Source organism: Nitratifractor salsuginis DSM 16511, assembly GCF_000186245.1.
GTDB lineage: Bacteria > Campylobacterota > Campylobacteria > Campylobacterales > Sulfurovaceae > Nitratifractor > Nitratifractor salsuginis.
The window spans coordinates 20688-42923 of the sequence record NC_014935.1; the positions used below are offsets into that span (position 1 = coordinate 20688).

General features: G+C 53.6%; 17 protein-coding genes and 5 tRNA genes. 12 read left to right on the forward strand and 10 right to left on the reverse strand.

Annotation, left to right across the window (positions count from 1 at the left end):
- Nucleotides 1-24: 24 nt before the first annotated feature.
- From NITSA_RS00100 to NITSA_RS00125, 6 genes are all read left to right on the forward strand, one after another.
- On the forward strand, nt 25-744 hold the full coding sequence (locus NITSA_RS00100; protein ID WP_013552991.1) for a nitrilase-related carbon-nitrogen hydrolase: 720 nt from the start codon (nt 25-27) through the stop codon (nt 742-744).
- 136 nt (nt 745-880) lie between these two features.
- Nucleotides 881-1513, forward strand: coding sequence for a protein-L-isoaspartate(D-aspartate) O-methyltransferase (locus NITSA_RS00105; RefSeq protein WP_013552992.1), 633 nt, complete (start codon nt 881-883; stop codon nt 1511-1513).
- Between the two features lie 112 nt (nt 1514-1625).
- A complete protein-coding gene (locus tag NITSA_RS00110) occupies nt 1626-2237 on the forward strand; it encodes a DUF3972 domain-containing protein (protein ID WP_013552993.1) in 612 nt (203 codons plus the stop codon).
- 253 nt (nt 2238-2490) lie between these two features.
- Nucleotides 2491-4611, forward strand: coding sequence for a ferrous iron transport protein B (gene feoB, locus NITSA_RS00115; protein WP_013552994.1), 2121 nt, complete (start codon nt 2491-2493; stop codon nt 4609-4611).
- 14 nt (nt 4612-4625) lie between these two features.
- Entirely contained in the window at nt 4626-4850 is a 225-nt protein-coding gene (locus NITSA_RS00120; protein WP_013552995.1) for a FeoA family protein, read from the forward strand.
- A 91-nt stretch (nt 4851-4941) separates the two neighbouring features.
- On the forward strand, nt 4942-6669 hold the full coding sequence (locus tag NITSA_RS00125; RefSeq protein WP_013552996.1) for a L,D-transpeptidase family protein: 1728 nt from the start codon (nt 4942-4944) through the stop codon (nt 6667-6669).
- Between the two features lie 4 nt (nt 6670-6673).
- Here NITSA_RS00125 and NITSA_RS00130 read toward each other — a convergent pair whose 3' ends face one another.
- From NITSA_RS00130 to NITSA_RS00145, 4 genes are all read right to left on the reverse strand, one after another.
- Nucleotides 6674-7228 carry a LutC/YkgG family protein gene (locus NITSA_RS00130; RefSeq protein ID WP_013552997.1) on the reverse strand — a complete coding sequence of 185 codons (555 nt, stop codon included), beginning with the start codon at nt 7226-7228 and terminating at the stop codon, nt 6674-6676.
- Nucleotides 7225-8583: a lactate utilization protein B gene (locus tag NITSA_RS00135; protein WP_013552998.1), complete on the reverse strand. Its 1359-nt coding sequence runs from the start codon at nt 8581-8583 to the stop codon at nt 7225-7227. The genes NITSA_RS00130 and NITSA_RS00135 overlap by 4 nt, the downstream gene beginning before the upstream one ends.
- Nucleotides 8576-9346, reverse strand: a complete 771-nt coding sequence (locus NITSA_RS00140; RefSeq protein ID WP_013552999.1) for a (Fe-S)-binding protein — start codon at nt 9344-9346, stop codon at nt 8576-8578. The genes NITSA_RS00135 and NITSA_RS00140 overlap by 8 nt, the downstream gene beginning before the upstream one ends.
- Nucleotides 9347-9600: 254 nt before the next feature.
- Nucleotides 9601-10218: an NAD(P)H-dependent oxidoreductase gene (locus NITSA_RS00145; protein ID WP_013553000.1), complete on the reverse strand. Its 618-nt coding sequence runs from the start codon at nt 10216-10218 to the stop codon at nt 9601-9603.
- A 114-nt stretch (nt 10219-10332) separates the two neighbouring features.
- On the opposite strand from NITSA_RS00145, the gene NITSA_RS00150 reads away from it, so the two are divergent.
- The 5 genes from NITSA_RS00150 (at nt 10333) to NITSA_RS00170 (ending at nt 14322) form a co-directional block, all read left to right on the forward strand.
- Nucleotides 10333-10929, forward strand: coding sequence for a spermine/spermidine synthase domain-containing protein (locus NITSA_RS00150; protein WP_013553001.1), 597 nt, complete (start codon nt 10333-10335; stop codon nt 10927-10929).
- Nucleotides 10929-11525, forward strand: coding sequence for a dephospho-CoA kinase (gene coaE, locus NITSA_RS00155; protein ID WP_013553002.1), 597 nt, complete (start codon nt 10929-10931; stop codon nt 11523-11525). Before NITSA_RS00150 ends, coaE begins: the two co-directional genes overlap by 1 nt.
- Nucleotides 11526-11644: 119 nt before the next feature.
- Nucleotides 11645-12412, forward strand: a complete 768-nt coding sequence (gene dapF, locus NITSA_RS00160; RefSeq protein WP_013553003.1) for a diaminopimelate epimerase — start codon at nt 11645-11647, stop codon at nt 12410-12412.
- Nucleotides 12413-12567: 155 nt separating this feature from the next.
- Nucleotides 12568-14190, forward strand: coding sequence for a cation:proton antiporter (locus NITSA_RS00165; protein ID WP_013553004.1), 1623 nt, complete (start codon nt 12568-12570; stop codon nt 14188-14190).
- A gap of 56 nt (nt 14191-14246) precedes the next feature.
- Nucleotides 14247-14322, forward strand: a tRNA-Val gene (locus NITSA_RS00170).
- A gap of 158 nt (nt 14323-14480) precedes the next feature.
- On the opposite strand, the gene NITSA_RS00175 is transcribed toward NITSA_RS00170, so the two are convergent.
- Nucleotides 14481-14714, reverse strand: a complete 234-nt coding sequence (locus NITSA_RS00175; protein WP_148224911.1) for a hypothetical protein — start codon at nt 14712-14714, stop codon at nt 14481-14483.
- Between the two features lie 139 nt (nt 14715-14853).
- On the opposite strand from NITSA_RS00175, the gene NITSA_RS00180 reads away from it, so the two are divergent.
- A complete protein-coding gene (locus NITSA_RS00180) occupies nt 14854-15360 on the forward strand; it encodes a host attachment protein (protein WP_013553006.1) in 507 nt (168 codons plus the stop codon).
- 420 nt (nt 15361-15780) lie between these two features.
- Here the strand turns inward: NITSA_RS00180 and NITSA_RS00185 are convergent, their stop codons facing one another.
- From NITSA_RS00185 to NITSA_RS00205, 5 genes are all read right to left on the reverse strand, one after another.
- Nucleotides 15781-21228, reverse strand: a complete 5448-nt coding sequence (locus NITSA_RS00185) for an SdrD B-like domain-containing protein (protein WP_013553007.1) — start codon at nt 21226-21228, stop codon at nt 15781-15783.
- 510 nt (nt 21229-21738) lie between these two features.
- Nucleotides 21739-21826, reverse strand: a tRNA-Ser gene (locus tag NITSA_RS00190).
- 34 nt (nt 21827-21860) lie between these two features.
- Nucleotides 21861-21934, reverse strand: a tRNA-Cys gene (locus tag NITSA_RS00195).
- A 12-nt stretch (nt 21935-21946) separates the two neighbouring features.
- A tRNA-Leu gene (locus NITSA_RS00200) sits at nt 21947-22034 on the reverse strand.
- A gap of 55 nt (nt 22035-22089) precedes the next feature.
- Nucleotides 22090-22164 (reverse strand) — tRNA-Gly (locus NITSA_RS00205).
- Between the last annotated feature and the right edge of the window lie 72 nt (nt 22165-22236).

The following is a 22236-nucleotide window of genomic DNA, read 5'->3' on the forward strand; positions in this document are numbered from 1 at the left end:
CCAAGCGATACGGAAAGTGCCTCGATGAAAAAAACTCTTGACGTGACCCTCCTGCAATTGGACAATCTGCGCCCCTATCGGCGTAATCTGGAAAAGATCCTCGCTGCGCTCGAGGAGGAGACTTCGGATCTGATTCTCGCCCCGGAGGTCTGTCTGACCGATTATGACTACGAGCATTTGGAGGAAGCGGTCGCCTTTGGAGAAGAGGCGGAGGCGCTATTGCTCGAAGCGGTGGGAGAGAAGATCCTCGCCTTTACCCGGCTGGTGAAGCGGGATGCCGGTTATGTCAACGAAGCGATCGTTCTACATAGTCACCGGGTCGTCCATCGGCAGGCGAAGCATCGGCTCTTTCCCCTGGGAGAGGAGGAGCGCTACCTGATCCCCGGTGCCCTGGAAGAGATCCGCCCTTTCGAGATCGGAGGAGTGCGCTACGGCTTGTTGATCTGCTTCGAGCTGCGTTTCAAAGAGCTCTGGCGGCGACTGGAGGGGTGCGATGTGATTTTGGTGCCGGCTCAGTGGGGCTTGCCCCGCAAACGCCATCTGGAGATTTTGGCCCGGGCATTGGGGGTGATGAATCAGTGCTATGTCCTGGTGGCCAACAGCGCCCGGGAAGATATGGCCCGATCGAGTCTGGTCGCTTCTCCTGACGGGGGTTTGATATTGGAAGATATGGCCGAGCGGATCCGGGGGGATCTTGATCTGAGAAATGTGCGGCTGCTTCGCCGGTATCTGAAGGTCTATTGAAACTCCGCTTTGGTGTGAACATTTGTTCATATACTTCGATTGTGCCCCATATAGCGGGCTTTTAAGCACCTTTTCAAAAAAGAGGGCTAAAATTATTATTAAAAAATATGGGAACACTCCCATCTGAAGATTGCCTATGGTCAATGCGTTGCACTTGAAAAAAATGGTCGAGGATATCGACGCCAAATTCCCCCTGGAGCCCTGGGTGCGTGAGGCGCTCCTGAAGGTGGACCGGGAAGCCTTCGTCCCTCTGGGATTTCGGCATCTCTCCTATACCCTGGATGCCCTCCCGATGCAGGAGGCGCAGTGGATCTCCTCACCCCTGACGGTGGCCAAGATGACCCAGCACCTGGAGCTCGAAGGGGTCGACAGTGTGCTGGAGATCGGTTGCGGGAGCGGCTACCAGGCGGCGGTGCTTGCCCAGATCGTTCGGCGGGTCTTCACCATCGAACGGATCGAACCGTTGCTGCGGGAGGCGAGAGAGCGTTTCCGAGCCCTGGGAATGAGCAATATCTTTACCCGCTACGACGACGGGCAGCGGGGATGGAAAGAGTACGCTCCCTATGAGCGGATCCTCTTCTCCGCCACCGCCGACAGGGTGCCCCAGGTCCTCTTCGACCAGCTGGCCGAAGGGGGGATCCTCCTGGCCCCGGTCAACGAGGGGGGCCTGCAGATCATTACCCGTTACTACAAACGCAACGGCCGTATCAGCTCCGAAGCGATCGAACCCTGCCTCTTCGTCCCGGTCCTGGACGGGACACAAAAATAGAACGCTACTTGACACCCTCCGAGATTCCAAAAGGGGAGAATGCCCATACAAAGCGGCCTGTCACCCTCCCTATGTTATGATTGACAAAGAAGTCAATCAAGGAGCCTCTTTTATGGAAAAATTGATCAAGCCCGCCGATTACGCTAAACAAAAGGGAATTTCCCGGCAGGCTGTCTATGCCCAGATCAAAAAGGGATTGCTCCCCTCCAAAAGCGTGGAGGGAAAGATCTATATCGTCCAGGAGGCAGACTCCCCGGCCGCCGGGCAGAAGACCCGGGAACCGGCGGGAGATGCAGCGGCACTCCTCGCCGCCAAGGATGAGACCATCTCCGTCCTCAAAGAGACCATCCGGGACCTCAAAGAGACCAACCAGATGATCACCTCGACCCTGCGCAGCGAAGTGGAGCTGCTCAAAGAGGCTTTCAGTGAGATGAAAACCCTCTACGCCGCCCGGATCGAGCATATAAGCCGGGAGGAGGCTCCGGAATTGCTCGAAGAGATCTTGGAACCCGAAGAGGCGGAGGAGGAGTTGCCCGGCTGGATCAGCCTCGAGGAGTTCCTCTCTACCCAGGGGATCGACAAAAAGAAAAAGCGTAAAGCCTTTGTCAAAAGAGTCAAGAGGCTTTACAAAAACGGCGACACCGCCATTGACAAAGAGGAGAAGGCTTTTCTCCTCCGTGCCGACAAGGCTGTGGAGATCCTTAGGGAGATCGAGCCCACCTGACCCCTTTCCCTCATCTCGAGTAAGATCAATTTGTCAAGCCAATAGAGGGGGAATCCGGTTTACTCTCCTTCGGCTCGGCTTCTCTTCTACTCACAATAGAGAACGTTCTGATGTTGAGATTTGAAAGCGTAGGACTTTCCACTCCCTGGCAAATGGTGAAAACTTAAGATTTTTTTTAGAGAAAGCTTGTAAAATACGGCACATAAAATGATAGTGAATATCAAAACAAATTCTTAAATAGGAAATTTTCAAAATGGTGAAAGAGAAGATCAAAGTCGTTTTGGTGGGACAGCCCAATGTGGGCAAGAGTTCCCTGATCAACGCCATCGCCCACGCCAAGCTCCACGTGGGCAACTTCGCCGGGGTGACGGTGGATGTCTCGGAGGTGAAGACGACCTTTTGTGATGCCCAAGGGTGTGCCGAGTACGAGATCGACATCATCGACCTGCCCGGGACCTACTCCCTCAACGACTATTCGATGGAGGAGAAGGTCACCAAGGATTATCTCCTCAAAGAGAAGTACGACCTCATCGTCAATGTGGTCGATGCGACCCATTTGCAGCGCAACCTGCTCCTGACGGCGGAGCTGCTGGAACTGGGCAAAAAGATGGTGGTGGCCCTCAATATGATCGACGAAGCCCGTCAAGAGGGGATCCAGATCGATCATCAACAGCTCTCGACCATCCTCGGTGTGCCAGTCGTCCCGGTCAGTGCCAAGACCAAGGAGGGGATCGAAGAGCTGAAGAAGACGATCGTCGAAGTCTACAAAAAGCCTGAAACGGAAGCGAAGATCGTCTACAGTGACTTCATCGAAGAGGAGATCGACCGACTGGTGAAATTCTTCGAAGAGAAGCATTATCAGAGCGATATCCCTTACCGTCATTTGGCGATCCGCCTGCTCAAGGAGGATACGGAGATCTACAAAAAGATGCACGACGAGCCGATCTGGATCGAGCTTCTGCCTCTGCTGAGGGAAGCGCTGGATCATATCTATCTCCACGCCGGTAAAAAGGATATCCGGGAGATCTTCGCCGACGAACACTTCGCCTTTGCCAAAGGGGCGAAGATGGAGGTCATCAGCACCCAGACAATGCGGGCGAAGAACCTCACCCAGAAGATCGACAACCTCCTGATCAACAAATATCTGGGGATTCCCATCTTCCTCTTTTTTATGTGGGGGCTCTTTCAGCTCACCTTCACCCTCGGTTCGATCCCGATGGATTGGATCCAGGCGGGATTTGACTGGATGGCGGCCGAGACCCACGCACTTCTGGGTGAAGGCGAATTGGCTTCGGTGATCGCCGACGGGGTCATCGGAGGGGTCGGGGCCGTGGTGAGCTTCCTGCCCAATATCATCATCCTCTTCTTCGGGATTGCCCTGCTGGAGACTACCGGCTATATGGCGAGGGTCTCCTTTCTGCTCGACGGCTTTTTCCACAAATTCGGCCTGCACGGCAAGAGTTTCGTCCCTCTGGTGACGGGTTTCGGCTGTACCGTGCCCGCCTATATGGCTGCGCGGACCCTCAAAAGCCGCACCGACCGGCTCATCACCCTCTTTATCCTGGGCTTTTTCAGCTGTAGCGCCCGGATCCCGGTCTATGTCCTCTTCGCCGGAGCCTTTTTCGGAGCCGAGCACGCAGGCAATATCCTCTTTTTGATCTACATCACCGGAGCCCTTTTCGGCTTGATGGCGGCGAAGTTTCTGCGGGTCTTCGTCTTCAAAGGGGAGGATGACCCTTTCGTTATGGAGATGCCCAAATACCGCTGGCCTTCTCTCAAGCTGATCTACCATGTCGTAGCGGGGCAGTCGATGGACTATCTCCGCAAGGCGGGGACGTTTATCCTGGCGGCTTCGGTGTTGATCTGGTTCGCCAGCAACTATCCCAAAAACCCTGAGCTGGAGAAACAGTTCCAGGCCAAGATCGAAAAAGCGGCCCCGGAGCAAAAGGCCGCTTTGCAGGGCAAACTCCAGGAAGAGCTCCTCGCTCAGAGCTACCTGGGAAAGATCGGCAAGGCGACCCAGCCCTTTTTCGCGCCCTTGGGCTTCGACTGGAAGCTCAGTGTCGCTCTGGAGGCGGGGCTGGCGGCCAAAGAGGTGGTGGTTTCGACCCTGGGAGTCCTTTACTCCCTGGGCGACAATGCCGCTACAGGAGCCAAGGCGCTCCAGGAACAGCTCCGTAAGCACGTGACCCTGCCTGTGGCCCTGGCCTTTATCGTCTTTGTGATGCTCTATGTCCCCTGTTTTGCCGCGATGGCGGTCTTCAAGCAGGAGACCGGCAGCTGGCTCTATCTCTTCTATCTCTTCGTGGGGACGACGGGTGTGGCCTGGATCTTTAGCTTTTTGACCTATAATCTCGTCAAACTTATGGTCTGAAAGGATCGATGACTATGCTGCTTACCGAACTGCACAAAGGAGACCGGGCCGTGATCAAACGGATCAACGCCGATCCCGAATTGAAAAACCGCCTCCACTCTTTCGGCATCATCCCCGGAGAGGCTCTGGAGGTCAAGGGGTGCTCCCTGGCCCGGCAAACGATGGAGATCGATGTGGACGGAACCCTGATCGCCCTGCGCAAAGAGGAGGCGGAGAAGATCGAGGTGGAGAAGGAGTAACCCCTCTCCCAGCTCTGAATTCTGCTCCGGATCCTGAGCAAAGTTCCTGTATACTATATCTTATCAAATTCGCTGGAACGGTTAGATTCTTATGAAAAAATATCTCTTGATCTTCACTATATTCCTGGGAGCTTCTCTGCTGAATGCCGGACCTCTCGATTTCGGCCAGACGTCACGGGAGGGCGCCTTCGTCGATCAGGCGACCGCGGCGTTGCAAAAACGGGTCAAACACTACCCCGGAGCCGACAAGCTCTACCGAGAACTCTTCTACACTCCGGTCTGGATCGGCCCCAAAGGCCCCACCGGCTTTGCCAAGACCCTTCTCGATCGGGTGGAGCAGGACCGGACCGTTCCTCCGGTTCTGGGTTTGCGAAAAGATGCCCGAAAACTCCGCCGGGAGCTTCAGGATCTCTACGCCCGCCCTTCGAGCCTCGAGCAAAAGATCGATATGGAGCTGGCGCTGAGCCGTCTCTATCTCAACTATATGCACTATCTGCTTTACGGGGGGATCGATTGGAAAGCCTTCGACGCCAAGCGGGCGGAGCTGACCAAGAAGTACAAGATCAAAGTGGGCTGGGAGTATTACCGGCCCAAAATGACCCCCGCTTCGCTGCTGGTAGAGGCGACGATGTCAGGAGACCTGCGCAGCGCCTTCGCCAAGGCGGAGCCCAAACGCTTCAAATATGCCAAGCTCAAAAAGGCTCTGGAGCGTTACCTGGAGATCGCCGACCGAGGCGGGTGGAAACCCCTGCCCGCTTTCAAGGCGATCAAGCCCGGGCAGAGCCATCCGGCGATCCCTCTGATCCGTCAACATCTGCGCATCGAAGGAGATCTGCCCGCTTCGGCTTCTCTCGATTCGGACATTTACGACGAGACACTCCAAAAAGCGATGCGTCGTTACAAACTCCGCCACGGTTTGCCCGGCACGCCGGTGATCGATGCCCAGACCCGGCGCTGGCTCAATACCAGTGTGCAGTATAAAATCGCAATGCTGCGGCTCAATCTGGACCGGATCAAATGGATCTGGCGCCAGGAGGCTCCCGTGCGGATCGAGCTCAACATCCCCGCCTTCCGCCTCTACGTCTACGAAGGTCAGCATCTGGTCGATACGATGCGGGTGGTCACCGGCAAACCCGATCACCCCACCCCCGTTTTTCACAATACGATGAAATACATCGTGGTCAATCCCTACTGGAAGATCCCCGAGAGTATCGTCCGCTCCGAAATGCTCAAACACCTGGTCAAAGATCCCTACTACTATGAACGGCGGGGCAAGGTACTGCACGCCGGCTGGGACGAGGATTCCCCCCGGATCGATCCCGGCACGATCAACTGGTCACAATACGTCGGCAACAACAAGACCATCCCCTACCGCTTTATGCAGGTGCCCGGCACTCGCAATGCCCTGGGGAAGATCAAATTTCTCTTCCCCAACAAATACTCGGTCTATATCCACGACACCCCTTCCAAGAAGCTCTTTTTCCGCAGCACCCGGGCCTTCAGCCACGGCTGTATGCGGATCCAGAAGCCTCGCGAACTCTTGAAAGTCCTGGCGCTCTACAACAGCAATATCGATGTGGAAGGGATTATGGAGCAGCTGGGGACCCGGGAAAAAGAGACCATCAGCCTCCTCCACGAAATTCCCGTAGATATCGTCTATCTCACCGCTTTTGTCGACGATTACGGCAACCTAAACTTCCGGAAAGATATCTATCACTACGATAAATATCAGATGGATCACTACGCCTACAATCCCAAGCGGAAAACGCCGAACACCCCGGCCGCTCAGGCCAAAGCTTCCCAGCCCGCCGGCAAATAACTCCTCACACCAGAAAAACCCGCAATTCCATCGCCCCGTGGGCCCCGATGACCAGGGCCTGTTCGATATCGGCGGTCTTGGAAGGGCCCGAGAGAAAGATCCCGTAGGAGACTCGGCCAAGCTCCAGAGCGGCGTAAGCCTCCTGCATCGTAGCTACAAGCTTTTTGCGGGGCAGGATCAGCGCCAGCGTCGTCGAGAGGGTCAGAAGGGAGCGAGGATAGGCTTCGGGCCATTCCACCCAGACGGCTCCGTTCTCCGCTACCCCCAGTTTTCCCTGCAGGATCGTTAAGTCCCTCGCCTTTCGGGGGTCGATCGGCCCGGAAGGTGCTTGGCGGGTATCGAGGAATTCTTTGGCATCGGGATAGGCGGATCGGATCGCCTCTTCGAGCTTTCCGGGATCTTCCACCCTTGTCAGATGCCCTCCGGCAGCCAGGAGGTTTTTCTCGAAAGCTTCGTCGAGATTTTCAGGTTCGGTGACAGGGACATTCCACTCCGGTCCTTTGACGGGAGGCTGTCGGCGCTTGGCCAATCGTTGGAGGATTTTTTCCCGGCTTGTCATCTCTGTCGCTCCTCATAGAGTTCCCGGAAGGATTTGGGAGCCGGACGCGGCAGCTCCCGATCCAGGCCCCAGGTGTTGAATCGGTTGTAGATGAGTCTTCTCGGCAGATACTTCAGGGCCCGGCCCAGTCCCCTCACCGCGGCCCGGCGCCATTTGGGGCGGGCGAGGAAAAAGGCGGCGATCCGCAGTCCCCGGCGCTTGGGGGCGAAGGCGGGGACCTGCACACACGCTTCTCTCTCCTCGTAGAGCCGGTCGTGTAGATCGATTCGGACCGGGCAGACCGCGTCGCAGGAGGCGCAGAGGGTGCAGGCGAAGGGCAGCGTGGCGTATTCGCCCGGGTCTCTCTCCCCGGCCAGGGCCGAGCCGATGGGGCCGGGGACGACGCTTTGGTAACTGTGCCCCCCGCTGCGCCGATAGACGGGGCACGTGTTCATACAGGCGCCGCAGCGGATGCAGGAGAGCAGAGCTTCCGCTTTTTTATCCAGGAGCGCGCTGCGCCCGTTGTCCACGATGACGACGCAGAGCCTGCCGCCTTCTTTGGGGCGGAGGAAATGAGACGTGTAGGCGGTAACAGCCTGCCCCGTGGCGCTGCGGGCCAGGAGGCGGGTGAAGACCCCCAGCTCCCGGGCGGAGGGGATCACCTTCTCCAGCCCCATACAGGCGATGTGCAGATCGGGCAGGGCCGTTCCCAGGTCGGCGTTGCCCTCGTTGGTGCAGACTACGATGCCCCCCTCTTCGGCGAGGGCGAAATTGACCCCGGTGATCGCGGCGTCGGCTTTCAGGAACTTTTGGCGCAGATGGGTTCTGGCGGCCCGGGTCAGGCGCTCGGGATCGGTCTCGGAGGGGTCGGTGCCCAGATGCTCGGCGAAGATTCGGCCCACCTCCTCCTTGCGTAGGTGGATGGCCGGGAGGACGATGTGGCTGGGGGGCTGCTTCGCCAGCTGGACGATCCGCTCTCCCAGGTCGGTGTCGGTCACTTCGATCCCTTTGGCTTCCAGGTGGGGGTTGAGCCCGCACTCTTCGGTGAGCATCGACTTGCTCTTGACGACTCGCTTTGCCCCCTGCTCCTTCAGAAGCCGGGTGACGATTTCACGCATTTCGGCGGCGTCTTCGGCCCAGTAGACTTCGATCCCGTTGGTTTGGGCCTGGGATTCGAAACGCTCCAGGTAGTGGCCCAGGTGCTCCAGGGTATGGGCTTTGATTTGCTCCGCAGCTTGGCGCAGCTCTTCCCACTCGGGGACGCTGTGCATCGCCCGGTCCCGTTTCTGGCGCACGAACCAGAGGGCTTGGTCGTGCCAGCGGGCCCGCTCGGCATTGGCGAGGAAGGCTTCGGCGTTGCGGGGATGATCAACCATCGCTCACCTCCGTCCGTCCCGCCAAAATCTCCGCGACGTGAACGAAGCGCATCGGCGTTTTGTCCCGCCGGGCCAAGCCCTCCATATGCATCAGGCAGGAGCGGTCCACGCCGGTCATAATGCTCACCCCCTTGCCGCGATGATCGGCGATGCGGTCCCTTCCCATCGCCGCGGAGACCGCGTGTTCCTGGAGACTGAAGGTCCCGCCGAATCCGCAGCACTCGTCCCGGTCGGGGCGGACAATTTCGATCCCCTCAACCTGGCTGAGCACCGCTTCGATCTTGGAAAAGTGGGGAATGTTGCGTTCGCTGGGAGAGGCGAGCTGAAGCTCCCGCAGGGCGTGGCAACTGTTGTGCAGGCCTACTCTATGGGGAAAGGAATGTTTGAGCTTTAGATTTTCTACGCCTACCACATCGTGGAGAAATTCGCACAGTTCGAAGAGTTTGGGGGTGAAGGCGGCCAACCTTTGCGCTTTGATCAAGCCCTCGTAACGGAATTTGGCGGTGGAAATGCAGCTGCCGGCGGGGGAGACCACATAGTCGTACTCTTCAAAAAGGTCCACGAAATGTTGGGCGAAATCTTTCGCCTCTTCCTTCAAGCCGTTGTTGAGCAGGGGTTGGCCGCAGCAGTGCTGGGGCCTTGGATACTCTACGGCAAAGCCGTGCTCCTCCAGCACTTCGAGTGTGGAGAGGGCCACGTTGGGGTAGAAGTCGTCGATATAGCAGGGGACAAAGAGCCCCACGCGCTTGCCGTCGGCTGACATTCCGCTCCTCCTTTTTGACTGATATCAAAAGTCATACCATTTTTTTCTCGTTCATTGATGCAGGAGATGCGACTTCAGTCGCATAGTTCTAGAAATCTTGGGCTGATTTCAGCGACTAAAGTCGCTGCCCCCAGCTCTTCACTTCGATAGATAAGCTTTGCTTTTTCCCATTGACCAATGACTAATGACCAATTGCGTAACATCAGTTTTTGAAAAAGTATAGCGCCTCCTCTCTGAGGAAAACGGCACCGGGATCAAAGAAAGGTGACGACCTCTTCGAAGGGGCGGCGCTTCTTCTCACGCGGCTCCTGGAGGCGATACCCCAGGGGCAGGAGGAGGACGCTGCGCTCTTTTTTGCGGTCCAGGCCCAGGATCTTGTCGACTTTTCTCGGCTCAAATCCCTCGATGGGACAGCTGTCCACCCCGATGAGGGAGGCGTAGACCATCATATGGTCCGCGGCGATGTAGCACTGTTTGGCCACCCAGCCCTGTATGGAGTGGAGTTTGCCGATATATTCTTCGTAGCGTCGGATATAGGCCCGGGTCGCCTCTTCGCTCAGCCCCCGGCGCCGGAACATCGCACTGTAATATTCGGGATCGGCCACCGAAGCGATCTGCCCCAGGATCACCACCAGGTCGCTGCATTCGGTGATCTGGGGCTGGTCCCAGCAGACAGGGCGCAGCGTGGCTTTGAGCTCCGGGTCCCGGATGACCAGAAAACGCCAGGCCTCCATTCCAAAGGCTGAGGGGGCCAGCCGGGCGGCTTCGAGGATGAAGCGGAGGTCTGCTTCGGGGAGTTTGCGCTCCGGGTCGAAGCGTTTGCAGGCGTGGCGGAAATAAAGCGATCGGGTCAGGGTTTCGCGGTCACACATCGAGGCTCCTTGGTAACAAATAGGATAAATTCTATCATCTTTTCTCCGTTTTAATGGGGCTGGGAACTCTTTGTGTTAAAATCGCCCAAACTTCCAGAGCAGAAAGGCAGAGCTATGAAAGAGTTTCACTTTATTCGGGACGAGATGCTGGTGCACGTCCCTGTCTGTACCCACGCCGACCCCCGCCGTATCCTGGTCGTGGGCGGTTGCGACAATATCCGCACGGAATTGGGGAAATATTCGATCTTCGAAGAGATCATCCATATCGACGCCCACGGGGCGGCCGAAGCGCTCCGGGGACTGGGGGCCAAGAAATTCGATGTGGCCATCGTGGCTGATGACCGTTTCGGCGCCGACCGGGAGTTTTGGATCGAACTGACCAAGCTTTTGGATGAGAAGGGGCTCGCCAGCGCGATGATGAGCGACATCATCACCCAGCCGGAGCGCTCCAAAGAGGAGCTCAAGACCCTGGGGGCGATCTACCGGATCGTGATGCCCTACCGCTACGAGGGGGAGCTGCAGAGCGACGGGATCCTCCCCAACCGCTACCTGGTCCTGGCCAGCCGCTTCTACCACCCCACGGCCGATATCAACCTCCAGCGGGCGGACCTGACCGACGGGTTCCGCTACTACAACAGCGACATCGCCGTCGCCGCCTTTCAGACCCCGACCTTCGTCAATCGGGAATATCTGGGGATTATCAAGCGCTGATGGCTTACGAGCACGCCGTCATCCTCACCGGAGGGATTGCTACGGGTAAGAGCACCGCGACCGCCCTGCTCCAGCTCTACGGTTTCCGGGTCATCGATGCCGACGCCATCGCCCACGAAATGCTCGACCGCCATGCCGATGAGGTGGTGAAGCGCTTCGGGGCCGAATTCCTCACCGAGGGGGGCAAAATAGACCGCAAAGCGCTGGGAGCCCATATCTTCGCCCATCCCGAAGAGCGCAAAGCCCTGGAAGCGATCCTGCACCCTCCCATCCGCGAAGAGATTCTGCGCCGGAGTGAAGAGCAGGAGCGTCTGGGCAAACCTTACCTTATCGACATTCCCCTCTTTTTCGAGAGCGGGGAGTATCCCATCGAAAAGAGCGTTGTCGTCTATACTCCAAAGGAGATTCAGTTGCGACGGCTGATGGAGCGGGACGGCTTCAGTGAAGAGGAGGCGAAGCGGCGCATTGACGCCCAGCTCGACATCGAAGAGAAGCGTAAACGGGCCACCTGGGTGATCGACAACAGCGGGGACCTGAAGCAGCTCTCCAGAGAGTGTGAGCGGGTCAAAGAGGGAATTCTCAAAACGTTTGAATGAAACGTTTTGGTATATTGGTGTATTGGTACATTTATCTATTGGTGTTGCGTTGCACTGAAATACCAATAACCAATACACAAATATACCAATAACAAAACCAACAAAACCGAAGGTTTGCAATGTTCGTCACCAAATATAACGCCAACGGCAACGATTTCGTCATCTTTCACGACAATCAGAAGCGGGACCGCCACGAGTTGGCCAAGCTGCTCTGTGACCGCCACAAAGGGGTGGGTGCCGACGGGATGGTCGTGCTGATCCCTCACGCCGAATATGACTTCGAGTGGGAGTTTTACAACAGCGACGGCAGTGAAGCGACGATGTGCGGCAACGCTACCCGGGCGGTGGCCCACTATGCCGTCGAAAAAGGAATCAGCGTCAATGACCGTGCGGAGTTTCTCACTGGCGCGGGGGTGATCACCGCAGAGGTCAACGGCCTCTATGTGGTCACCGATATGCTCGAGCCCAAGATTCTCCGACGGGATATCGAAGAGGAGGGGCTGCAGTGGTGGCTCATCGATACCGGGGTTCCCCATCTGGTCGCCGAGGTGGAGGATCTGGAGAACTTCGACCTGGAGATGGCCCGCCGCCTCCGGGAGAAGTACGACGCCAACGTCAACATCTACACCGTCGCCGAGGATGAGCTGCGTCTGCGCACCTACGAGCGGGGAGTCGAGGGTGAAACCCTCGCCTGCGGTACCGGGATGACCGCCTGCTACGTTCGCGCCAGAGAAGAAGGCAAGGCTCGGGACCTCTGTATCGTCTTCCCCCGCAGTGGCGACGAACTCTATCTGGAGTACAAAGAGGGGCGCTACCGCTTTGGCGGCAAGGTGGACAAAACCTTCGTCGCGGAGCTGACCCTCGATATTCCCCACTATATGCTTTGACAAGTAATGAGCAACCGAGCAACCGAGTAATGAGTAACTGATTGAGTGAGGAATCAATTACTTGGTGCGGTAATAATACACTCTCTCAACGCTCAGCGCTCAACACTTGACGCTCATCTGACGCTCATCACCCCTTGCCCGATAAAGGATCGCCTATGGACAATCTGCTGACGATCATCCTCACCACCATCATCATCGCGACCTTGCTCAATGTCCTTTTTAAGCGTTACGAGATCCCCACCGTCATCGGCTACATCATCTCCGGGGCCATCATCAGCCAAATCTTCGGCCTCACCCACGCCAGGCACGACGAGGGGCTCCACCAATTGGCGGAGTTTGGGATTGTCTTTTTGATGTTTACCATCGGCCTGGAGTTCTCCGTGCGCCATCTCAAAGCGATGCGCAAAGAGGTCTTCCTCTACGGCGGATTGCAAATGATCGTTACGGGCAACCTCTTTGGCGCTTTTTGCCATGAGATCCTGGGCCTGGACCTCAAAGCCTCCATCATCATCGGCTTCTCCCTGGCCCTCTCCTCCACCGCCATCGTGCTCAAGATGCTCACCGAGCGCAACGAGCTCCACAGCGGCTACGGGCGGGTGGTGCTGGGGATTTTGTTGATGCAGGATATTGCGGTGATCCCCCTGCTCCTGATGCTCTCCCTCTTTACCGCCACGGGGCGTTCCGTCGCCGATCTGCTGCTCTGGACGACGATCGATGCGGCGGTGCTGCTGCTGATCATCTTCGTGTTGGGGCGTTTCGTGCTGGAGCGTTTTTTGGCCTGGACCCTCTCGACCGATTCGGAAGAGATCTTCCTTGTCGCCGCGTTGATGATCGTGGTGGGGGTCTCCTATCTGGCCCATATCCTGGGCTTCAGCTACTCTCTGGGGGCCTTCCTGGCGGGGATGACCCTGGCGGAGACCCGCTTCAAATACCGGATCGAAGCGGACCTGATGAGCTTTCGGGATATCTTCCTGGGGATCTTCTTCGTCACCATCGGGATGCAGATCGAGCCGGAGACGATCCTGAGTCACTGGCTCCTCATCCCGGGGATCCTCGCGGGGGTAATGCTGGCGAAGGCCCTGGTGATCTATCTCCTGCTGGGCCGATTCCTGCAACCCCGCACGGCGCTCAAGAGCGCATTGGCCCTGATGCAGGTGGGGGAGTTCGCCCTGGCGATCTTCGCCATTGCTGCCCAAAACCGGCTCATCGAGCCGGAACTTGATCAGATCCTGATCGTGACGGTGGTGCTGAGTATGATCGTCACCCCCTTCGTGATCAATCATCTGCGGAGCATCGCCGATTGGTTTTTCTCCCGGGAGCCGGAGGAGGATATTCCTATCAGCTCTGCGGGCTATCGCGACCACGTCCTGATCCTGGGCTACGGCCCTCTGGGGCGTAAGGTCGCCGCAGAGCTCAAAGAACGCTCCATCCCCTACCTCATCATAGAGCACGACTACCGGCTGGTTCAGGAGGCGAGAGAGCGGGAAGAACCCATCCTTCTGGCCAACGCCGCTTCCGACCGCATCCTCAAAGAGGCGGGGGCTCCCCGTGCCCGGGCGATCGTCGTGGCGATCGAGAACGCCGAAAAGACCCGTCTGGTGGTCGATGCCCTGCGCCGGGTCGCCCCCGAAGTCCATACGGTGGTGGCGGTGCGCAACCGCAGTCAGGAGGAGATTATCCGCAGTTTCGGGGTCGACTGCATCGTCAATGCCTCCGAGCTGGTGGCCCGTCAGATTCTCGATGAGGTTCTTCACTGCCGGGTCATTGGGAAGGGTTAGAGATCTTTTATCTCTTTTTAAGGAATCAGACTCTATAATTCCAACCCTTCACCAACGGTCCCATAGCTCAGTTGGTAGAGCACCACCTTGACATGGTGGTGGTCAGAGGTTCAAGTCCTCTTGGGGCCACCATTAGCTTTCATCTCCGCAATCTTTCAAAATCTGATTTCTTTTTTATTTATCTGATCAATTATTGTCACCTTTATCCCTGCATTTCTGTCTACCTATAAGGATTTAAACAGAGCAAACAAAGCCCTGCCGAGATTCTTACTTGACAAATCGGCGATGCTTTATTGATTTTTCTGTTCATCAACGCATTTTCTAATGACGGTACTGCCGTCAGTCCCGGTTGAGGTAGCCGCTTCCATGCTTTTTGAGTTGCCGAGCATTGCGCCGGCCACGTCGCCTATGGACGCATCGGATATTACTCCGGTCGGAGTTTTAGAGGCGCATCCACTCAGCCCCAACATGATGAGACTCAGAACCAATATCATCCTCCATCGAGAATTTTGCTCAAGCATCATCGCTCCTCCCATATTTTAAATCATTCCAATTATAACCCAAGAGTCTATGTCGGATAAAAAAAGAGGAAAGGAACCTATATTGCCCATATTTAGGGGTAAAGGCGTGTTATAATCAAAAAAATAAAAGAAGGAGAATGAAATGAAAAAAGAAGAGTTGCTTGAAAGTTTGATCGTCGTGGGAGATTTGGGAGAAGTGAAGGTTTATCGGGTCTATGAAGAGACCGTCATCGATCCCAAAGACGATGCCCACACCAGCCACAAGCATAACAAGGGGACCCTGATTGAGGCCCTGCGCACAGAGTTGGTTCGGGCAGCGGATTTTGTGGATGCCCACAGGAAGATTTCGGAGGAGGTCACGGATAAAGAAGGACGATACAAGGCTCCTCACGGATCGGGTGTCAGCGGAGAACCCCACAATCTGCAACTCGAGATCGAGCACCGGGTGCTCAAGGAGATCGCCGACTTCATTATGAAGACGATCCGCGAACTCGAGCCCAAGCGCTGGCACCTCGCCTTTCCCGCCGAACACAACAAAGAGCTGCTGGATCGGATCGATCCCGATGTCAAGACGAAGCTGGATGTCAACATCCCCGAGGATTTGACCAAGCTCAAGCCCGAGAAACTCTTGGAGCGCTTCGGCGCCTAAAAAGGATCGTCTATCGATATCTATCTGCTCCTTTTTCTCATCATCGTAGGGCTGGGCAGTGTCCTGGCCTACGCCCTTTACCTGCGTGAAAAAAACTCCGAGCTGAAAAAGATCGAGCGGGGATTCTGCCCGCGCTGCCACCAAAGAAGCATCGTTTTGAGCGATCAAAGGGGAGGAGGCTGCGGCCCCAGGCTCGTGACCTACACCTGTCCCGAGTGCGGTTATCAAAACAGTTTCAGTGTCGAGGGTAGCTGCGGGGTTTAAACAGGGCTGTTATTCTCCTGTGCGGTGTGAATGGGCCTTGAAAATCTCCTAATCAAACCTTTTCCCTTAGTTGATCAAGTTGACATCTATGCAATAAATTTTTTAGTTTCTAGAAAAGGCTCTAGACTAGCACAATGCCAGAATAGAGCCTTTTTGTTAAGTATCCTTTTGATTGATGAGAGTATCTTCTTCATGTTTGAGGAACAACCATCCTACAGATAGGGTCATTAGGATCATCATCATTGCAGTCAAGAGATTCATGGCATCACCGCTGTCGGACGCAACCTTGGTACAGCCGCAATTGATCCCCGCATCTACGGTCAAGATCAATTCCCCTGCTTGCGGTATTACCGGTACAGTAAAGCCTTTGTAATCTGCTTTATTGCTATTGTTTCCTCCTTTTATAGGACTGTACACATATCCGTCTAACTCCGAAACATTTGAATAATCAAAATGTACCTGATATGCTTTTCCGGGCCTCAATCCTTCGAAGAGATAATATCCCGGCTTTCCATCCGGGCCGTTACGTGTTGTTTGGGTTTCCAGTACGTTACCGTCGGCATCCAATAAGGTGACAATAACACCATTGTATCCCTGTTCTCCATCATCGACAATACCGTTTGCATTCTCATCGATCCAGAAAAGATCCCCGATGGATGCTGTTGTGCTAAACCCAAAGTCCACCGCCAGATTGTCGGTGATGCCCACAGTGACGGTGGTACCGGCGCCATTATGAGATTTGTTGTTCTCAGAATTGTCATTAGGTACATTATTATCATCGGATCCTGCTGTCGGCATAGTATTCTCCGGTGTTCCTACGGAAACAATGTAGGTGTCGTTTGCGGGTACTTCTATATCGTAATGGCCATTGGCATCGGTGGCTCCGGTATAGGTACTTCCATCTAAAGCTGTCGCGGTAACTACTGTTCCTTCAGGAGGATAGGTGATGGTACCGGTGGTCGCATCTCCATCATAGTCGTCTTCGATCCAGACTAAGTCTCCGATGTGGACATTAGGTATATAAAATCCGAAGTCGACGGTGGCATTACTGCTCTTGTCTCCTACGGGACAACCACACCCAGTATCGCTGCCGTCTATCGGGGAAGTCTCATTCTCCGGTTCTCCTTTAAATCGGAGCTCTACGGTACCAGAGGTATAACTTCCATCCCCATTATCTGTCGCGATATTGGAGTCATCATCTGTATCGGTATTGGCATCGGCCTGCTGGGTAGTAGAGGGTGTGTAGCCTGCCGGAGGGGTTACCTTGATCGTATAATCGCCTTCAAGAAGATTACAAAAGCAGTATTTACCGTCGGAATCTGTTGTGACGGGCGTGATCGCCTCGCCATTGCCGTCGACGGTTACCGGATTGCCGTTGGCATCCAGGAGCTCTACTGTGGCACCTTTGATGCCCGATTCTCCGGCATCTTGTTTCCCATTGTTATTGGCATCATACCACACCAGTGAGCCTACACTTACGAAGGGGACAAATCCAAAGTCCAGGGTCATATTGCCGTTATTGTCCGCCGTATCATCTATGGGGGTGGCGGCATCATCGGCATCATCCCCATTGTTTGGGAGAGCGCTTACTTCGGCTGCACCTTCAGGCTCGCTATTGTTCGTCAACTCTATCACACCGGATGTGTAGGAACCGTCTGAATTGCGGGTGGCAATATTGGAATCACCGGCTACATCATTGTTAGGATCGGCAACCTGGGTTGTTGAGGGCCTGAATCCTGCCGGCGGTGTTACCTTCACCGTATAGTTGCCTTCCGGGAGGTTTCCAAAATAGTAATTACCGCTTGCGGCCGTTGTGATTGTGGCAATGGCATTGCCGTTGGCATCGGTGGTTACCGGATTGCCGTCTTGATCCAGCAACTGAACGGTTGCCCCCTCTACTCCTGTCTCATCGGCATCTTGGATACCGTTATCGTTGGTATCTACCCACACGACCGAACCGAGTGAGACCTGTGGTATATAAAATCCGAAGTCGACGGTGGCATTACTGCTCTTGTCTCCTACGGGACAACCACACCCAGTATCGCTGCCGTCTATCGGGGAAGTCTCATTCTCCGGTTCTCCTTTAAATCGGAGCTCTACGGTACCAGAGGTATAACTTCCATCCCCATTATCTGTCGCGATATTGGAGTCATCATCTGTATCGGTATTGGCATCGGCCTGCTGGGTAGTAGAGGGTGTGTAGCCTGCCGGAGGGGTTACCTTGATCGTATAATCGCCTTCAAGAAGATTACAAAAGCAGTATTTACCGTCGGAATCTGTTGTGACGGGCGTGATCGCCTCGCCATTGCCGTCGACGGTTACCGGATTGCCGTTGGCATCCAGGAGCTCTACTGTGGCACCTTTAATGCCCGATTCTCCGGCATCTTGTTTCCCATTGTTATTGGCATCATACCACACCAGTGAGCCTACACTTACGAAGGGGACAAATCCAAAGTCTACGGTCATATCCCCGTTGGCATCCGGCCCGGTCTCTTGATCTCCACCCTGTGCGGGTTCATTCACTGGCTCATCCCCTGCCCGCAACTCTATAGAAGGAGAGAATGTCTCCTCTCCGGGAGCCCCCTGTATACCATTGTCATCTCCATCCTTTTGGTCATCGTGTGTGTCGGTAACCGCCGGGCTACTTGAGGTTGGCGCATCTGCCGGGGGTACAATACCTACTACATAATGACCGGGCTCAAGGTTGTCGAAGAAATAATTTCCTTCATCATCTGTTTGCATTGTTTTGATAGCGGCACCGTCAGGATGACCATCCGCATCCGCATCGCGATAGAGATTTACCGTTACTCCAGGTATAGCAGCTTCGCCTGCATCTTGTAAGCCATTGTTGTTATTGTCATAAAAGACTGTTGAACCGATACTGACTACAGGCACAAACCCGAAGTCTATGGTCATATTTCCATTTGAGTCATCACTGTTATCGGCATCATCTCCCGGCATATTACCTGCTTCTATGACTTCCGCGCTTTCTGTCAGTGTAAACATCCCGGAAGTGTATGTATGTGTAGTCTCATTACGCTCTTTGATATTAGAATCATTGGCCGTATCATCATTGTCAGCTGTGTTTTGGATAGGACTAGGTACCAGTCCTGACGGTGGAGCGACCTGTACTTTATAATTGCCTTCCGGTAGTCCTCCAAAATAGTAGAGTCCATCCGAGCCCGTTGTTACGGTTCTGCCGGGAACCGCTGTAAAGTTACCATTACCATCATCGGCAAGCAGCGTCACAACGGCTCCCTCTAGAGGGGGCTCATCTGCTTGGGAACCCTGCAGACCATCTCTGTTTGTATCTGTCCATACATAGGAGCCGATACTCATCTTATATGAAAAACCGAAATCAAAACTATGATTATTGGCCCCTGATATCGGGATATCTGCCGGAAGAACCTGAGCGTCAGCATTGTCGCCATTTGCTACACTGTCACTGTCATTTAAATTTGTATTTGTCCCTTCTCCCGTATTTGCTTTTGTCAAAGAATAATCTCCAAGCGCAGTCTGCTTGTTTCCCCCACTTACATTAGGGATACGAATGGTATAGGTTTTGTTCGGGTGAAGATCTGTTACGTTATATTTATGACTCTCTGTACTGCTTCCGGCAAGGTCATTTGAAAAGATATAGCTACCATTTTCGTCCGTTGTCGCTGTGGCGATAACATTTCCATTTTCATCTAAAAGCTCTACGGTCACATCCTTGATACCAGCTTCGCCGGCATCCTGCACACCGTCGGCATCGGTGTCTAACCATACACGATTTCCGATTTCTATAGGAGCAGGGGGGCACAACAGCTCAATATCACCAAGCCCTGCACCTTTGGCCCAACCTACTTGATTGTAATCTCGATGCCTAAACAGATGGTATCCACGTGTCTTTTTCCCGACATCCGGACCGGAGTTGTTAAACCATGCGGGACCTCCGGCACGAAAATAGTCTTGATCAGATCCACTTCCGTCCCAATCAACTGGATCCATGGAATTAAGCACCAACTGTCCACTACCTGCTAATATAGCGACGGCACCGTTTGAGGTTTCACTGTGTCCGTTTGTATCGCTGTTTTTGCTAAACCTGTCATCATAAAATTCACCGTAATCACCACCGTCAGCAGGCCCGCTATTACGACCTGCGCCCGCACCGGTGACACCGCCACAGACACCATTGCTCTCCAGAACATAGGTTCCATTATCAAGACAAGCTCTAAGTACATCACCGCCTGCAACAGCTTCAGATAAAGTATCATCGCTATCAACCCAATAGTTTTTATGCCCTATCTGATGTCCAAATCTATCTGAAAAAGCCAAGATCATCGAGCCATCTATATCAAATTCAATATCAGACAATAAAGGTTCTGTATGATTGGTCGTACTACTTGCCGGCTTTACCCATGGATGCCAATAAGAGGCAGGGTTGTTTTCATCTACTGTTTCATCCCAAAGAGATACTTTATGGTAATTAAGAGGAAAATCTAGTACAGAGGAAAAATTTGTGCCGTCATAACGATAAACGACTGCCCTAAGATCAGAAGAGTATTGAACATCTCCTCCAGAGCTCGCATCACAAATACCGCCTATATAAAGTTCATTGTGATAAGACCTTAATCCGAAAGGTCTCCACTCTCCATTAGTACATCCAGGATCCGGAATTGCGACAGAACTAACATCGGAAGAGCTTGGATTAGTTGTAGGATCATTGTCTGAGTCTATCTCAATAGTGTATAATTTTTTGTCATTCAGGTTGACAACATAAAGATACTTCTCATCAGGAGAAATATCAATCCCGCCCAAACCTTTTTTCCCTACATCGGAAAAAACATCATTATCGTGGCTTGGATCACCGTCACCTACATTAACCCCTCTTTCATCATTGCTAGGAATATCTCCCGCATTGGGTATAGTATAAAAGAGTGATGTGGTATTGGAGTCGAGATCCGTAATACGTATATCTCCTAAATTACCTTTGAGTGCAACATGGCGCTTAAGAAAAGTAGCCGAATACAATTTATTAGTAGTGCGCGAATAGGCTAATCCCCAGACAGAACCCACATCTACGTTGGTTGCCCTTTGTGTTCCGTTATATGTCGTACCGCTTCCGGTTAAAATGCCCTCACTATCATAAGGGAAAGTAACAATACTTTTTTTATTGCTTCCGAGACCGCCGTTGATTATCAATACGGAAGCCAAGTCTGGATTGACCGTACAATATTCCGCCTGATCATGTAGTGCAAAATTGACAGTATCACCATCCCTGGCAAAACGAACGGAAGAATTTTGTACAGTAGATGAAGGAGACTCTTCTAAATAATCTGGCCAAGCACTAAATTCTATCCGAACATCGCCTGTTGTCGGCAATGACCACGTCCCATCTGCGGCGGTTGTCGTACTTTGCCCTCCAGGATAAGCCGTCACCGTCACACCGGCAACGCCCAATTCGTTGGCTTCTTTCACACCATAAACATTTGTCGTAGATCCGTTAAGCGGCAAATCCCGCCATACGGTACCGCTAACACCTGCATAAGCTGTTATGGACAACATTATAAATAAGATATGTACAGAGAAGAATCTTATTAACCCAGTTCCTATGTTTTTCACCCTTATTCTCCTATATTAATTTTTTACAATAAATAATATATAAAATACAATTAAGCTTAGTTTATTATAAGAAAAAGTCTGTATTTATTCCAATTTATATGGATGTTCCAACGACTATAATATGGCACTTTTCGTCAAGTCAGCCTATGAGTGCAATTTTCTAGAATACAGGAGTAAGCAAGAGATAACCGGGTTTTTGGATATCCCTTTCTTCAACAAAAAAATACGAGATTGCAGTTTAATCCTGCAGAAACAATATTATATATTTAAGATTTCCTTGAGAATTATTATATAAAGAGAATTATTATATAAAGAGATTGCCGAAGAGTTGGAGCCGGTTTCTATTTCGCCAACCTTTACCATTCTTTGGAAAGGTGACTCACTGAACACACCAATGGCCTAATCCGACAGTATCTTATCAAAGAAAGAAAAATCCTGACGGTAACAAAAAAGGGAATGGACCATGAAATACTATTAAATGAGGAGTTTTGTAGAATAATGGTGAAGCTATGGCCGGGAGAGTGGGATTCGAACCCACGGTAGGTTTCCCTACGCTGGTTTTCAAGACCAGTGCCTTCAACCACTCGGCCATCTCCCGTATCGGCTTAAAAGGGATAATGAGGGAATGTGTTTGGAGGCGCCACCCGGATTCGAACCGGGGATCAGGGCTTTGCAGGCCCGTGCCTTACCACTTGGCTATGGCGCCGTCAAAAGAGCGTGGTGCCCGGAGCCGGACTTGAACCGGCACAGCCGCAATGGCCGGGGGATTTTAAGTCCCCTGTGTCTACCAATTCCACCATCCGGGCTCCGGGGTTCCTATAAAAAGTCCGATTTTTATTATGAAAGATCGTTGTCAGATTATGGAGCGGGAGACGGGATTCGAACCCGCGACCCCAACCTTGGCAAGGTTGTGCTCTACCCCTGAGCTACTCCCGCGCTCAAAAATCGGACTGCAATTATAACAGAGATTCCTGAAATGTCAAAGCTATACTGAGTATAATCAACAAC